Source organism: Mycobacterium sp. NBC_00419, from assembly GCF_036023875.1.
Taxonomy (GTDB): domain Bacteria; phylum Actinomycetota; class Actinomycetes; order Mycobacteriales; family Mycobacteriaceae; genus Mycobacterium.
In genome coordinates this window covers 1,417,870-1,431,851 of the sequence record NZ_CP107931.1, presented here as the reverse complement: position 1 = coordinate 1,431,851, position 13,982 = coordinate 1,417,870, and the positions used below count along the sequence as shown (strand labels likewise).

General features: G+C 68.4%; 11 protein-coding genes. 7 read left to right on the top strand and 4 right to left on the bottom strand.

Annotated elements, in window-relative coordinates; genetic code table 11:
• The first annotated feature begins 4 nt into the window (after positions 1-4).
• Positions 5-562 (top strand): hypothetical protein, encoded by a 558-nt coding sequence (locus OG976_RS06490; RefSeq protein WP_328359470.1) that lies wholly within the window; start codon positions 5-7, stop codon positions 560-562.
• Here the strand turns inward: OG976_RS06490 and OG976_RS06485 are convergent.
• Positions 559-2,010, bottom strand: a complete 1,452-nt coding sequence (locus tag OG976_RS06485) for a PucR family transcriptional regulator (protein WP_328359467.1) — start codon at positions 2,008-2,010, stop codon at positions 559-561. The two genes, OG976_RS06490 and OG976_RS06485, sit on opposite strands and share 4 nt — an antisense overlap.
• 125 nt (positions 2,011-2,135) lie before the next feature.
• On the opposite strand from OG976_RS06485, the gene OG976_RS06480 reads away from it, so the two are divergent.
• Together OG976_RS06480 and OG976_RS06475 are read left to right on the top strand one after the other, a co-directional pair.
• Entirely contained in the window at positions 2,136-3,233 is a 1,098-nt protein-coding gene (locus tag OG976_RS06480; RefSeq protein WP_328359464.1) for a Zn-dependent alcohol dehydrogenase, read from the top strand.
• 50 nt (positions 3,234-3,283) lie between these two features.
• Positions 3,284-4,693 carry an APC family permease gene (locus OG976_RS06475; RefSeq protein ID WP_328359461.1) on the top strand — a complete coding sequence of 470 codons (1,410 nt, stop codon included), beginning with the start codon at positions 3,284-3,286 and terminating at the stop codon, positions 4,691-4,693.
• On the opposite strand, the gene OG976_RS06470 is transcribed toward OG976_RS06475, so the two are convergent.
• On the bottom strand, positions 4,690-6,591 hold the full coding sequence (locus OG976_RS06470; protein WP_328363236.1) for an ABC transporter ATP-binding protein: 1,902 nt from the start codon (positions 6,589-6,591) through the stop codon (positions 4,690-4,692). The genes OG976_RS06475 and OG976_RS06470 overlap by 4 nt on opposite strands.
• 11 nt (positions 6,592-6,602) lie before the next feature.
• Positions 6,603-8,357, bottom strand: a complete 1,755-nt coding sequence (locus OG976_RS06465; protein WP_328359458.1) for an ABC transporter ATP-binding protein — start codon at positions 8,355-8,357, stop codon at positions 6,603-6,605.
• 155 nt (positions 8,358-8,512) lie between these two features.
• On the opposite strand from OG976_RS06465, the gene OG976_RS06460 reads away from it, so the two are divergent.
• Both OG976_RS06460 and OG976_RS06455 read left to right on the top strand, forming a co-directional pair.
• Positions 8,513-9,064 carry a DUF3558 domain-containing protein gene (locus tag OG976_RS06460; protein ID WP_328359455.1) on the top strand — a complete coding sequence of 184 codons (552 nt, stop codon included), beginning with the start codon at positions 8,513-8,515 and terminating at the stop codon, positions 9,062-9,064.
• Positions 9,065-9,105: 41 nt separating this feature from the next.
• A complete protein-coding gene (locus tag OG976_RS06455) occupies positions 9,106-9,618 on the top strand; it encodes a DUF3558 domain-containing protein (RefSeq protein WP_328363234.1) in 513 nt (170 codons plus the stop codon).
• Here OG976_RS06455 and OG976_RS06450 read toward each other — a convergent pair whose 3' ends face one another.
• Positions 9,619-10,095: a SixA phosphatase family protein gene (locus OG976_RS06450; protein ID WP_328363231.1), complete on the bottom strand. Its 477-nt coding sequence runs from the start codon at positions 10,093-10,095 to the stop codon at positions 9,619-9,621. It lies immediately after the preceding gene.
• A gap of 116 nt (positions 10,096-10,211) precedes the next feature.
• Here OG976_RS06450 and OG976_RS06445 point away from each other — a divergent pair, with 116 nt between their 5' ends.
• A complete protein-coding gene (locus OG976_RS06445; protein WP_328359452.1) occupies positions 10,212-11,363 on the top strand; it encodes a metallophosphoesterase family protein in 1,152 nt (383 codons plus the stop codon).
• Positions 11,360-13,981 (top strand): AAA family ATPase, encoded by a 2,622-nt coding sequence (locus OG976_RS06440; protein ID WP_328359449.1) that lies wholly within the window; start codon positions 11,360-11,362, stop codon positions 13,979-13,981. Before OG976_RS06445 ends, OG976_RS06440 begins: the two co-directional genes overlap by 4 nt.
• Position 13,982 lies beyond the last annotated feature (1 nt).

Sequence of the window (13,982 nt, the reverse complement as noted above, 5' to 3'; positions counted from 1 at the left end):
ATTCATGAAGCATCAACACACACACCGCCGTCCCGGCCGCCCCGGTGGCTGGCAGCAGGCTGATCAACCCGACGCCACCGATGCCGCCGAATGGTTCGCCGGGCGACTGCCCGACGGCTGGTTCGCCGGCGACCCCACCGTGGTCGTCGACCGCGAAGAGATCACCGTCGTCGGCCGGCTGCCCGAGCCCGCCGACGCACCCGAATCCGAGGCCCGCGCGTCGGGCCGGGCGTCGCGCTTCCGCGAAGACACCCGCGCCGAACGCATGCGGATCGCCGAGGAGGCTCAGGACAAGTACGGCCGCAAGGTGTCCTGGGGTGTTGAGGCAGGTAGCGAGCGAATCCTGTTCACCCACATCGCCGTTCCGGTGATGACCCGGCTCAAGCAGCCGGAGCGCCAGGTGCTCGACACCCTCGTCGACGCCGGCGTGGCACGCTCACGTTCGGATGCACTGGCATGGAGTGTGCGGCTGGTCGGTGAGCACGCCGAGGAGTGGCTGACCAAACTGCGCTCGGCGATGTCCGAGGTCGACGAGCTACGCGCCGAGGGCCCCGGGCTCTAAGCCTGGGCGCTGGTGCTCTGCAGCGCGCGAATCGCCAGCCATGCTGTCGTGCGGTCGTCGGGATTCGCCATGGACAGGTCGGTGAGTTCCTCGATGCGATGGATTCGACTGGCGAGGGTCTGGCGGTGCACGCCCAACCGTGTGGCCGTCGTTCCCCAGACGCCGTGCTCGGCCAGATAGATCTCGAGCGTTCGCAGTAGCTCGCCGTGGCGGCCTTCCTCGTCTCGAAGAGGGTCGAGGACGGCGGCGATGCGAGCTGTCGAGCCGTCGTCGAGATGGTCGAGCACGTAGCTCACCGTCGCCAACGACCGGTACCAAACCACGGGCCGCGCGTCGACCACCGCGACGTCCAGTGCCTTCGTGGCTTCAGCGGCTGAACGCGCCAGCAGCTGAGTTTTGGCCGGAGAGCCCAGACCGAGGCGAAGGGGCATCCGACTGTCGGTGCTCAGTTGTTGCACGATCCCGGCCAGATCCTGCGCACGATCGTCCCGAATGAACCCCAGCACGTGGGCGTCCAGCTTCGCGAGCACGTGAGCGGCTCCCAGATCGTCGAGCCAGCGGATCGAGAGCGCCTCGGGATCGATGGTTCGTGACCGCGATGCCACCGCAAACGCTGTCAGCGATGTCTCGTGAACGCCCCAGCGTCGCAGCAGCGCCGATGCTGCCTGTCCACCGCGTAGCAACGTCGTCAGCATCACCTCCCTGCCAAGGCGCTCGGTAGCTGGATTGTCGGCGGTGCGCAACAGAAGATCCAGCAGTGCCGCCGCCTGCGAGGCCAGGTCTCGACTGCGGCTGGTCGGTCCGCGCGCACCGATCACCAGGTAGGCGCTGATGTCTTCGCCTTGCCCGACCGGATGGACCTGCAGGCCGGTGTGCCGTACCCGGACCGGACGGCGGAGCGCAACAGCAACGGCGTCGCGCACATGCAGACTGCCCGCGCCCGCAGTCGTGATGACCTCGCCGCGCGCATCGAGTAGCACAGCCCAGCCATCGATTCGGTGTGCCATCTCGGCCACCACTGCCACCACGCCGCCGCGGCGAGCGACCTGGGTGAGCACTTTGGTCCCGGTCGTGACACGCCGGTCTTCGGCGGCCTGGTCGGCGGCGATCCGGGCCGCGACGGTGAGAAGGGCGAGCTCGACGGTGTGGTCCGGTGCGTAAATCGTGGTGATGCCGTTGTCGGCCAGACGCGCTTTCAGCCCGGGCCCGGCAGGGGCGCCCGCGACTACCGCAATGCAGGTTGCCAGGTGCGATGCGGGGGCATCGTCGGCCAGTGCTGCGGCAAAGGCGTCGGGGCTGCCGACGACGGTGCTGGCGAAGCCGGGCTGGCTGGCCACCACCAGCTTGTCCAGCGGGATCACATCGTTGACTGTCGCGCCGGCGTCGACGTCACCGAGAGCCAGTTCGGATCCGAGAGAGGCCGCGACGGTCCGCACGTCATACGCCATTGCCTGAGTGTACGAAGTGGTGAATCCGGATCTCGAATCCACATATTTTCACAGTGACGAATCGGCTAATGGCTCCTTAGCATTCGGTGCGTTCGAGCTACGCCGTCTGCCGCGAGGAATCTGAAGTGAAAGCCATTGTCTTTCGGGACCAGAACACGCCCATCGAGCACCTCGACGTGGAACTCGCCGGGCCCAAAGCCGGTGAGGTTCGCGTCAAGATCGCCGCGGCGGGGGTCTGCCACTCCGATCTGCACGTCAAACGCGGGGAGTGGGATGCCCCGGCTCCGCTGGTGATGGGCCACGAAGGCTCGGGGATCGTCGTCGAGCTGGGGGAGGGCGTCACCTCGCTGGCAGTCGGCGACCATGTGGTGCTCTCATGGGTGCCGCCATGCGGTGAGTGCCGCTATTGCCGCTCCGGGCACGAGGCGCGGTGCCAGAAAGTCGCAACCGTCGTCGCCCCCAAAGGGGTTCTCTTCGACGGCACGTCGCGACTGTCCCGCGAGGGCGAGCACCTGCACCACTACCTGGGAGTCTCGTCGTTCGCCGAAGAAGTCGTCGTTCCTGCCTCCGGTGCGGTCAAGGTTCGTGATGACGCGCCACTGGACGTAATCGCGGTCGTGGGGTGCGCGGTCGCAACCGGAGTCGGTGCGGTGCTGAACACCGCCGCGGTGGAGCCGGGGGCCACCGTGGCGGTGATCGGCTGTGGCGGTGTGGGACTCAACGTGGTTCAGGGCGCAAAACTCGCAGGGGCCGAACGGATCGTCGCGATCGACGTGATGACCGACAAGACCCAGCTCGCCATGCAGTTCGGCGCCACCGACCGCATCGACGCCTCGCGCGGTGACGCCGTGGAGCAACTCCTGGCCCTGGTGCCCGACGGAGTCGACTACGCCTTCGACGCTTTCGGCAACACCTCGACCACCGAGCAGGCCATCCGGATGCTCGGGCTCGGCGGCGCCGCGGTGATCGTCGGTCTGCCGCCGACCGGCGCGAGGGCGTCGTTCGAGCCCCTGGTACTTGCCGAGGCGGACCAGCGCATCCTCGGCTCGAATTACGGGTCCGTACGCCCGTCGATCGACATCCCGGCACTGGTGGACCGGTACATGGACGGTCAGCTCAAACTCGATCCTCTGGTCTGGGCCCGGCGTCCGTTGGCCGAGGCGGCCGAGGCCTTCGACGACCTGGCCTCCGGTGAGGCGCTCCGCACCCTGCTCATCCCCTGAATCAGTCTGAACCCGAACGTATTTGGAGCCTCACCATGTCGAATACTACTGTGACACCGACCGATGCCGGACTGCGCCGGGGGGTGATGTCAGGTCCCGAACTGGCCGCACAGGCGATTGCGAACATCGCGCCGAGCGCGGTCATCGCCTTCACCGCCGCAGCGATCTACCTCAGCGCCGGTAACGGCACCGTGCTGTCCTTTGCGCTGGCCACGGTGGTGATCTTGGCCGTCGGCTACTGCGTGGTGGTCTTCGCCCGACGTAATGCCTCGGCCGGATCCCTGTACACCTATGTCGCCAAGGGGCTAGGACCGTTCGGCGCCTACCTGGCCGGAGTATCGCTGCTGATCGGCTGCTGGGGGATCGCCGCAGGCTCACTCGGTGGAGCGGTGTCCTACGCCAGTGACTTCCTGACGTTGATCGGGTTGCCGGCCCAGGGGCTGGGCTGGCACATCGCACTCGCGATCGTGTTGGGCGGCTTGGCCACTCTGTTCACCATCCGGGGAATCAGGCTGTCCGCGCGGGTTTCGCTTGTGCTGGAGCTGATCTCGGTCACGATCATCACCATCCTTCTCGTGTTGGCCCTGGTGTGGGCGGGTCCGGCGGCGTGGGATCCCGCGCAGTTCTCACTCACCGGTGTTCCGGTGCAGGGCGTCGCGGTCGGCATGGTGCTGGGCATCCTCGGCTTCGTCGGGTTCTCCTCGGCCGACGCGCTGGGCCGCGAGGCCCGCAATCCGTACACCGCCATTCCCCGCGCCATCATCTGGAGCGCCATCGTCGTCGGCGTGCTCTACGTCTTCGCCGCCTACACCCAGATCGCGCTGCTGCATGACGGGCTGGCCACCAGCGCAAGTCCCTTGCAGGACATCGCCGTCAAGATCGGCATGCCAGCGTGGTTCACGCCCATTCTGACCTTCGGCGTCGGTGCGTCCTTCTTCGCCGTGGTGGTCGCGCCGCTCAACGTGGTGGGCAGGATCGTCTACGTGATGGGCAAGGAGGGCGTGGTCGCCGAGCGGTTCGGCCGCACCCACGAGGGACATCTGACCCCGCATCGGGTCCTGCTGATCGCCGGACCGTCCGCCATCGTGCTGGACATCATCTTGCTCGCTGCCGGCGTCGCGCCGATGAACATCGTGGTCTGGGTGGACACCTACGGAACCTACGGCTACATGGTGGCCTACGCCTTGGTCGCCATCGCCTGTGTGGCCTACACCAAGCGCGCGGGCATCCCCAACCGCATGGTGTGGACCGCGGCGGTGGTAGCCGTCGTGGCGATGGCCTACACCTTCTTCGCCAACGTCTACCCGGTTCCCGCCTTCCCGCTCAACGTGCTTCCGTACCTGTTCCTGGCGACGGTGGCGCTCGCGCTGGTGTGGTTTGGTCACATCAAGCGCACTCGCCCGGAGGTCGTCGATCGCATCGGCCGAACCGAGACCGACATCCTCGAAGGCGTCGGTTAGGCCCGCGTCATCGCGTAGTAGGCGCCCCGCCGGGCCAGCAGCTCGGCGTGGGTGCCGCTCTCGACGATCCGGCCGGCCTGCATCACCAGGATCATGTCGGCATCGCGAATCGTCGAGAGCCGGTGGGCGATGATGAAACTTGTTCTTTCCCTGCGCAGTTCGGTCATTGCCCGCTGCACCAAGAGCTCAGTACGGGTGTCCACTGAACTGGTCGCCTCGTCCAGGATCAGCAGCTGCGGGCGGGCCAGGAATGCCCTGGCGATCGTGATTAGCTGCTTCTCGCCGGCGCTGATGTTGCCGCCGTCGTCGCTGACCCGGGTCTGGTAGCCGTCCGGCAGGGTCCGGACGAAGCGGTCGACGTAGGCCGCGCGGGCCGCCTCGATGACCTCGTCCTCGCCGGCGTCCGGCCTGCCGTAGGCGATGTTCTCGGCGATGGTGCCACCGAACAACCAGGTGTCCTGCAACACCATCCCAATGCGGGAGCGCAGCGAATCCCGGCTCACGGCGGTGATGTCGACACCGTCGACCAGGATCCGCCCCGAGTCGACGTCGTAGAAACGCATCAACAGGTTCACCAGGGTGGTCTTGCCCGCCCCGGTGGGCCCGACGATGGCCACGGTGCTGCCCGGCTCGGCGACCAGCGACAGGTCCTCGATCACCGGGGTGTCGTCGCGGTAGCCGAACCAGACATGCTCGAACTCCACCCGTCCGGCGGGTGCGCCGACGGTCCGTGGCAATGTCCTTGCCGCATCGGGGGTTTCCTCGGGTTCGTCGAGGAAGTCGAAGACCCGCTCGGCACTGGCAACCCCAGATTGCAGGGTGTTGTACATCCCGGCGACCTGGGTGAGCGGCTGGTTGAACTGGCGGACGTACTGGATGAACGCCTGGATGCTGCCCAGCGTTATCTGGCCGGTCGCCACCTGATAGCCGCCCACCACCGCGACGGCGACGTAACTGAGGTTGCCCACGAACGTCGTCGCCGGTGAGACCAGCCCGGAGAAGAACTGGGCGCCGAAGCTGGCGTCGTAGACGTCGTCGTTGCACTCGCGGAACTTCTCCTGTGCGGCAGCGCGATGCCCGAACGTCTTGACCACGGTGAAGCCGCTGTAGGTCTCCTCGATGTGGGCGTTGAGCCGGCCGGTGTTGGTCCATTGGGCGATGAACATCCGCTGCGACCGGCGGGCGATCGCACGAGTTACCCACAGCGACAACGGAACCGTCGTCACTGTGATGAGCGTCAGCAGCGGCGAGATGGTCAGCATCATGGCCAGGACCGCGAACACCGTCAGTACCGAGGTGACCAGCTGGCTGATGGTCATCGACACCGACTGCTGAATGTTGTCCACGTCATTGGTCACCCGGCTCAGCAGCTCGCCGCGCTGCCGGGAGTCGAAGTAGGACAACGGCAACCGGTGGACCTTGGCTTCCACATCGGCACGCAGCGCCCGCACCGTGCGCTGCACGATCACATTGAGCAGCCGGGCCTGCACCCAGATGAACAGTGCGGCGACGGCATACAGCGCCAGCGCCAGCAGCAGCGTTCGGCCGACCGCGGCGAAGTCCACACCCTGGCCCGGCACCACATTCGTCCCCGACAATAGATCGGCGAAGGTGTCGTCGCCGCGGGCCCGGGCCGCGGCGATGGCTTGCTCCTTGGTGATGCCGGCAGGCAACTGCCGGCCGATCACCCCGTTGAACAACAGATCGGTGGCGTGCCCGAGGATCCGCGGACCGGCCACCCCGAGCGCGATGCCCCCGACCGTGAGCACGATGACGGCCACCGCGGGCCAGCGCTGTGGCGTCAGCCGCCCGAGCAGGCGCCGCGCCGAGCCCTTGAAGTCCCGGGACCGGGCCTGGCGGGGGTCCTGATTGAGCATGCGCATTCCGCCGCCGCGCATGCCGGGCCCCGTCACGAGCCGCCCCCGACGCCGGCCCCCAGCGACTGGGAGTCGACGAACTCGGCGTAGGTCGGGCAGTCGGCCAGCAGAACGTCGTGGGTGCCTGCGCCGACCACCCGGCCACCGTCGACCACGACAATGTGATCGGCGTGCATCACTGTCGAAATCCGTTGCGAGACAATGATCACCGTCGATCCGGCCGACACCTCCTGCAGCGCGGCGCGCACCCTGGCGTCGGTGTGCACGTCCAGGGCCGAGAAGGCGTCGTCGAACAGGTAGATGGCGGGTCTGCGGATCACCGCACGCGCGATCGCCAGCCGCTGACGCTGCCCGCCGGAGAAGTTGATGCCGCCCTGGGCCACCCGCATGCCCAGACCGTCGGGGTTGGCGGCCACGAAATCGTCGGCGGCCGCCACACGCAGCGCCGCCCACATCTCGTCCTCGCTCGCCACATGTCCTGGGGGCGCGCCCATCTGCAGGTTGTCGGCGACCGTGCCGGAGAACAGATAGCCGCGCTGCGGCACCAGCCCCACTGCCGACCAGAGTTCCTCGGTGTCATAGTCGCGCACGTCGATGCCGTCGACGGTGACCGCGCCGCCGGTCACGTCGTACAGCCGGCAGATCAGGGCGATCAGCGTCGACTTGCCCGAGCCGGTGCACCCCACGATCGCCGTCGTCGTCCCGGCGCGTGCGGTCAGCGAAACATCCTCCAGCACAGGGCGTTCAGCGCCCGGATAACTGAACGTCGCGCCGTCGAGGATCACCTCACCGCGGATGCCGCCGCTGGGATGAATCGCGAGGAGCGGGTTGGTGATCGCCGCCTCGGTGCCCAGCACCTCGGTGATCCGCTCGGCGCAGACCGAGGCGCGGGGCAGGATCAGCAGCAGCAGGGTCGCCATCAGTACGGCCATCAGGATCTGCATGAAATAGGACAGGAACGCGATCAGTGAGCCGACCTGCATCTGTCCGGCGTCGATGCGCAGGCCGCCGAACCAGATCAGCGCGACGCTGGAGATGTTGATCGTCAGCGTGGTCAGCGGAAGCATCAGCGCCTGCCAGCGCCCGGCGGCCAGTGCGGTGTCGGAGACCGCGGCATTGGCCTGTGCGAAGCGCTCCCGCTCGAAGGGCTCACGGGCGAAGGCCCGGATCACCCGGATGCCGGAGAGCTGTTCGCGCATCACCCGGTTGATGCCGTCGATCAGGCGCTGCATGCTGCGGAAGATCGGCAGCATCCGCGAGACCACCCAGTAGTTCGACACGGCCAGCACCGGCACGCTGACCAGCAGCAGCCAGGACAGCCCGGCATCCTGGTGAATCGCCATGAAGATGCCGCCCACGCACATGATCGGCGCGGTCACCAGCACCGTGGCGGTCATCTGGACGAGCACCTGGATCTGCTGGACGTCGTTGGTGGTGCGGGTCAGCAGCGTGGCCGCGCCGAAGCGGGACGTCTCGCGTTCGGAGAACGTGGTGACGTGATGGAACATCGCCGAGCGCAGGTCACGCCCGAAGCCCATCCCGGTGCGCGACCCGAAGTACACCGCGCCGACCGCGCACACTCCCTGCAGTCCGGTCACCGCCAGCATCAGCAGGCCCAGCCGGGTGATCAGGGCGGTGTCGCCCTTGGTCACTCCGTCGTCGATGATTGCGGCGTTGATCGTCGGCAGATACAGCGAGGCCAGCGTGCTGATGATCTGCAGCGTCATGACGGCCGCGACCAGCCACCGGTACGGCCGGACATACTGTCTCAGCAGCGCCAGGAGCATCTCGTTACTGTCGCATACCGGCCCGGCGGCGTCGTCAGGACCGTGTCAGCCCGCAACGCCCGACGCGGCGATAAACCGGCAGGTCAAGCGGCCTGTCGGTGGTTGCGCGCAGGGCTGCCCGCTACAGTGCATGCTGTGACACGCAGCAGGTGCGCATGACAGCGGCGCGCAAACTGGCCGTAGCGGCGCTGGCCGTCGCGGCAGCCGCGATGAGCGGATGCTCCTCGGACTCCAGTGGACCCGGGCCGCAATCGTCGGCGCCGTCGGCTCCGTCGCCGGCCAACGCCAAGCACGGCCCGATGTTCCCCGAGTGCGGTGGCATCACCGATCAGACCATCGCCGAGCAGACTCGGGTCACCGGCCTGGTCAACACCGCGAAGAACTCGGTCGGCTGCCAGTGGCTGGCCGGTGGCGGCATTCTCGGCCCACACTTCTCCTTCACCTGGTACCGCGGCAGCCCGATCGGGCGCGAACGCAAGACCGAGGAGTTATCGCGCACCAGCGTCGAGGACATCAACATCGAGGGCCACGGCGGGTTCATCGCGGTCGGCACTGATCCGACTCTGGGGGACAACCTGTGCGAGATCGGCATTCAGTTCAACGACGACTTCATCGAGTGGTCGGTCAGCTTCGCCGAGAAGCCGTTCCCGCCGGCCTGCGACGTCGCCAAGGAACTGACCCGGCAGACGATTGTGAACGGCAAATGAGCGCGGCAGGCTGGCGCCGTCCGGTCGCCGCCGCGGTGGTGATGCTCTCGGCCCTGGCCGTGGTGACCGGTTGCGCCCGCACGGTCGACGGCACGGCGGCCAAGTCTGGTTCCGGCCCGGTCGACCGCAACGACAACTCCGCGCAGCAGTACCCCAACCTGCTCAAGGAATGCGACGTCCTGACCACCGACATCCTGGCCAAGACCGTCGGCGCCGACCCGCTGGACATCCAGAGCACCTTCGTCGGCGCGGTGTGCCGCTGGCAGGCCGCCAACCCGGCCGGCCTGGTCGACATCACCCGGTTCTGGTACGAGCAGGGCAGTCTGGACAACGAGCGCCAGGTCGCGGGATTCCTGAAGTATCAGGTCGAGAACCGCGCGATCGCGGGTGTGCCGTCGATCGTGATGCGCACCAGCGACCCCAACGGGGGCTGCGGTGTGGCCAGCGACGCCGCCGGTGTGGTCGGGTGGTGGGTCAACCCGCAGGCGCCCGGTATCGACGCGTGCGGCCAGGCGATCAAGCTGATGGAGTTGACGCTCGCCACGAACTCCTAGTCACCTGGGAACATGAAACGCGATCAGCCCGGCGCCGCTGAGTTCCAGCGCTGACCAGCTGACCGGCACGCGCAGCACCGCGATGCCCGAGGTGGGGAACTTCATCGAGATCTGCGCCGCGGCGTCGTGATCGGACTCCTGCGGGTCGGCCAGGCCGAGCGCGACCTGCGAGACCGTCGGTTCGTGGCCGACCACCAGCAGTGCGTTCACCTCGTCGGGCACGCCGTTGATCTCCTCGATCATCGTGCCCGGGGTGGCGCCGTAGAGCCGGTCGGAGTACTCCACGGGTGCGATGATGCCGGTGCGGTCCAGGGTCTGGCGGGTCCTGGTCGCCGACGAGCACAGCACCCGCTCGATCGAGGGCACATTGCCGCGTAGCCAGTCGCCTGCCAGGCCGGCCTCGCGGATGCCGCGCGGAGCCAGCGGCCGCTGATGGTCGACGACGCCGGTGGGGTAATCCGACTTGGCGTGACGCATGACGACCAGGGTTCGGGTGCTCACGCAGACAGGCTAGCGGGGTGTGGGAGAACCTACGTCGCACATGCCGGACGAGGTCCCCGGACTTGTCGGCGGCCCGCCATACACTGCCCGCCATGCGCTTCCTGCACACCGCCGACTGGCAGCTCGGCATGACGCGGCACTTCCTGGAGGGGGAGGCACAGCCGCGGTATTCGGCTGCCCGGCGTGACGCGGTGGCCGGCCTCGGCGCGCTGGCGCGGGAGGCCGACGTGGAGTTCGTCGTCGTCGCCGGGGACGTGTTCGAGCACAACCAGCTCGCCCCGAAGGTGATCAGCCAGTCGCTGGAAGCCATGCGCGCCATCGGCGTGCCGGTGTACCTGCTGCCTGGCAACCACGATCCGCTGGACGCGTCCTCGGTCTATACCAGTGCATTGTTCACCGCTGAGTGCCCCGACAACGTCATCGTCCTCGACCGGGCCGGGCTCTGGAACGTGCGCCCCGGTGTGCAACTTGTCGTCGCGCCGTGGCGCTCGAAGTCGCCGACCACCGACCTCGTTGGCGCGGTGCTGGCCGACGTGCCTGCCGACGGAACCACCCGGGTCGTCGTCGCCCACGGCGGCGTCGACATCCTCGACCCGGACCCAACCCGGCCGTCGCTGATCCGGATGGCCGGTCTGGCTGACGCCATCGAGCGCGGCGCCGTGCACTATGCGGCGTTGGGGGACAAGCACTCCCGCACCTGCGTCGGGGACAGCGGGCGGGTCTGGTACTCCGGATCGCCGGAGGTCACCAACTACGACCACGTGGAATCCGACCCGGGCCACGTGCTGGTGGTCGACGTCGACGAGAACGACCCCGCCCACCCCGTGACGGTGCAGACCCGCGACGTCGGACGCTGGCGGTTTCTGACCCTGCACCGACAGGTCAACGACAGCCGCGACATCGCGGACCTGGATCTCAATCTGGACCTGATGGCCGACAAGGACCGCACGGTGGTCCAACTCGGGCTCACCGGGACGCTCACAGTCAGCGACCGCGCGGCGCTGGACGGCTGCCTGAACAAGTACTCCCGGCTGTTCGCCTACCTGGGCACCTGGGACCGCCATACCGACCTCGCCGTGATGCCGGCCGACGGCGAGTTCGACGACCTCGGCATCGGCGGGTTCGCCGCCGCGGCTCTCGGCGAACTCCTCGACACCGCCCGCAGCGATGCGGGGGACGCGGCCCAGGACGCCCAGGGCGCGCTCGGACTGCTGCTGCGATTGGCCGGGGGGAGTGCGGCATGAAACTGCACCGGCTTGTCCTGAGCAACTACCGCGGAATCACCTACCGCGAGATCGACTTTCCCGACCACGGTGTCGTCGTGGTCTGCGGGGCCAACGAGATCGGCAAGACGTCGATGATCGAGGCGCTCGATCTGCTGCTGGAGTCCAAGGACCGCTCGACCAAGAAGGACGTCAAGCAGGTCAAGCCCACCCACGCCGACGTCGGCTCCGAGGTGTCCGCCGAGATCAGCACGGGCCCTTACCGATTCGTCTACACCAAGTGCTTCCACAAGCGGCCCAGGACCGAGCTGACCATCCTCGAGCCGCGCCGCGAACAGCTCACCGGCGACGAGGCACACGACCGGGTGCGGTCGATGCTGGCCGAGACCGTGGACACCGAACTGTGGCATGCCCAGCGGGTGTTGCAGGCCGGCTCGACGTCGGCGGTGGATCTGTCCGGGTGTGACGCACTGTCGCGCGCGCTGGACGTGGCCGCCGGCGATGCCGCCGAGACCCCCGACACCTCGGGTGGTGATTCGCTGCTCATCGAACGTATCGACGCCGAGTATGCCCGCTACTTCACCGCGACGGGCAAGCCGACCGGTGAATGGGGTTCTGCTATCGGCCAATTGAAGGCCGCCAACGATGAGGTGGCCCGCTGCGCGGCCGCGATGGCCGAGGTCGACGAGCGGGTGGCCCGCCACGCCGAGCTGGCGGAGCAGCTCGCGGCCCTGTCGGGCCAGCGGGACGTCGTCACACAGCGCTGCGCGGCCGCCGAAGCCGCGGCCGCGGCGCTGACCGAACTTCGAACCCAACTTGACAACGCCACCCTGGTCGCCAGGGCGGCGGCCGCCACCAGTGCGGCGTCGGCTGCCGCGCAGGCTGAGCGCTCACGGTTGCACACCGAGGTCGAGGCGCGCACCACGCGGATCGCGGAGTTGGATACCGAGGTCGCCGCTGCGCTCGACGCCGAGGCGACGGCACGTGAGGTCGCCGAGATCGCGTCTGCGGCAGCGGTGCGCTCGGCCGCCGAGGTGGACGCGGCACAGGCCACGCTGGTGACTGCGCAGCGGGCGGTCGCCGCGCTGGCCAACCGTGAGCAGGCCGATCGGCTCGCAGCCCAGATCGCCCGGATCGACAGTGCGCAAGCCGAACTCGGCCAGATCGACACGCAGCTCGCGGGCATCACGTTGACCGCCGAGGTGATGGCCGATATCGAGTCGGCGGCGGCTCTGGTGCAGCGCTGCGAGGCGCAGCTTGCCTCGACCGCCACCACCGTCGAGTTCACCGCGGCGGCCGAGGTGGAACTGACGGTCGACGGTGAGGTGGTGCGACTCGCCGCGGGGCAGCGCTGGACGCCGCCGGTGTCCGCCGCGACCACTGTCGAGCTGCCCGGCCTGCTCAGTATCCGGGTCGACCCGGGTGTCACCACCGCCGGAATCCAGGAGAAAGTTGTTGCCGCGCAACGGCTCCTGACCGAAGCCCTGCAGCAGGGCGGTGCCACCGATCTGGACGGCGCCCGCGATATCGACCGGCGCCGCCGTGACCTGATCAGCAGCCGCGACCAGGCCTCGGCCACGGTGACGGCTCTGCTCGGCGGGGAGGACCTCGAGCAGCTGCGGTCCCGGCTGGCTAACTTGCGGGCCGGGTTCGATCCGACGGTTGCGGTCGACCACGAGACCGCACATGCCGCGCTTGCCGCCGCCGAGCAGGCCCTGGCGGCGGTGAAGGTGCAGGCAGGTGCCGATGCCCGGGTGGCCGCTGAAGCCGAGGCTCAGCGGGTCAAGAAGGCCATTGCCACAACGGTTCTCGCGGCAAAGGCCGCCGACGCCAGCGCGGAGCTGGGCACGTTGCAGGAGCGGCTGGTCGGACTGCGGACAGCGGCGGGAGACGACGAGGTGGCCGCGCAGGCGGCCGCGGATGCCGAGGCCAAGCGGGCGGCGGAGGCGGTGGCCGCGCAGCTGACCGAACGCTATGCGGCAGCCGACCCGGCCACTGTTGCCGCCGAGCAGGCCGCGGCCAGCAGTGCTGCCGCGGCACTGCGGCGCGACACCGACGAGCTCGAGCGCGCGCTCAACGATCTCACCGTCGAACTCGGCGTCATCGGCAGCGAAGGCCGCCAGGGCAGCCTTGATGCCGCGCAGGCCGCGCTGCAGCACGCCCGGGCCGAGCATGACCGGGTCTCGCGGCGGGCGCGGTCGGCACATCTGTTGCGGTCGGTGATGACGCGGCACCGCGACAACACCCGCCAGCGGTACGTCGAACCGTTCCGCAAGGAGATCGAGCGGCTCGGTAAGCCGGTGTTCGGCCCGACATTCGAAGTCGAGGTCGACAGCGCGCTGAGGATCTGTAACCGCACGCTCGACGGCTGCACGGTGCCCTACGACTCGCTGTCCGGCGGCGCCAAGGAGCAGCTGGGCATCCTGGCCCGGCTGGCCGGAGCCGCGCTGGTGGCCAAGGAGGACACCGTGCCAGTGATCATCGACGACGCACTCGGTTTCACCGATCCGCAGCGGCTGACGAAGATGGGCGCGGTGTTCGACACCGTCGGCAACCATGGGCAGGTCATCGTGCTGACGTGCATGCCGGCGCGCTATCTCGGTGTGCAGGAGGCGCACCTCATCGAACTGAGCGCCTGAC

Bases quoted from the DNA above. Each gene is read 5' to 3' on its own strand.
- OG976_RS06485 (WP_328359467.1), bottom strand. From the start codon at position 2,010: ATGGCGTATGACGTGCGGACCGTCGCGGCCTCTCTCGGATCCGAACTG.
- OG976_RS06450 (WP_328363231.1), bottom strand. From the start codon at position 10,095: ATGCGTCACGCCAAGTCGGATTACCCCACCGGCGTCGTCGACCATCAG.
- OG976_RS06455 (WP_328363234.1), top strand. From the start codon at position 9,106: ATGCTCTCGGCCCTGGCCGTGGTGACCGGTTGCGCCCGCACGGTCGAC.
- OG976_RS06440 (WP_328359449.1), top strand. From the start codon at position 11,360: ATGAAACTGCACCGGCTTGTCCTGAGCAACTACCGCGGAATCACCTAC.
- OG976_RS06460 (WP_328359455.1), top strand. From the start codon at position 8,513: ATGACAGCGGCGCGCAAACTGGCCGTAGCGGCGCTGGCCGTCGCGGCA.
- OG976_RS06490 (WP_328359470.1), top strand. From the start codon at position 5: ATGAAGCATCAACACACACACCGCCGTCCCGGCCGCCCCGGTGGCTGG.
- OG976_RS06465 (WP_328359458.1), bottom strand. From the start codon at position 8,357: ATGCTCCTGGCGCTGCTGAGACAGTATGTCCGGCCGTACCGGTGGCTG.
- OG976_RS06445 (WP_328359452.1), top strand. From the start codon at position 10,212: ATGCGCTTCCTGCACACCGCCGACTGGCAGCTCGGCATGACGCGGCAC.
- OG976_RS06470 (WP_328363236.1), bottom strand. From the start codon at position 6,591: ATGCGCGGCGGCGGAATGCGCATGCTCAATCAGGACCCCCGCCAGGCC.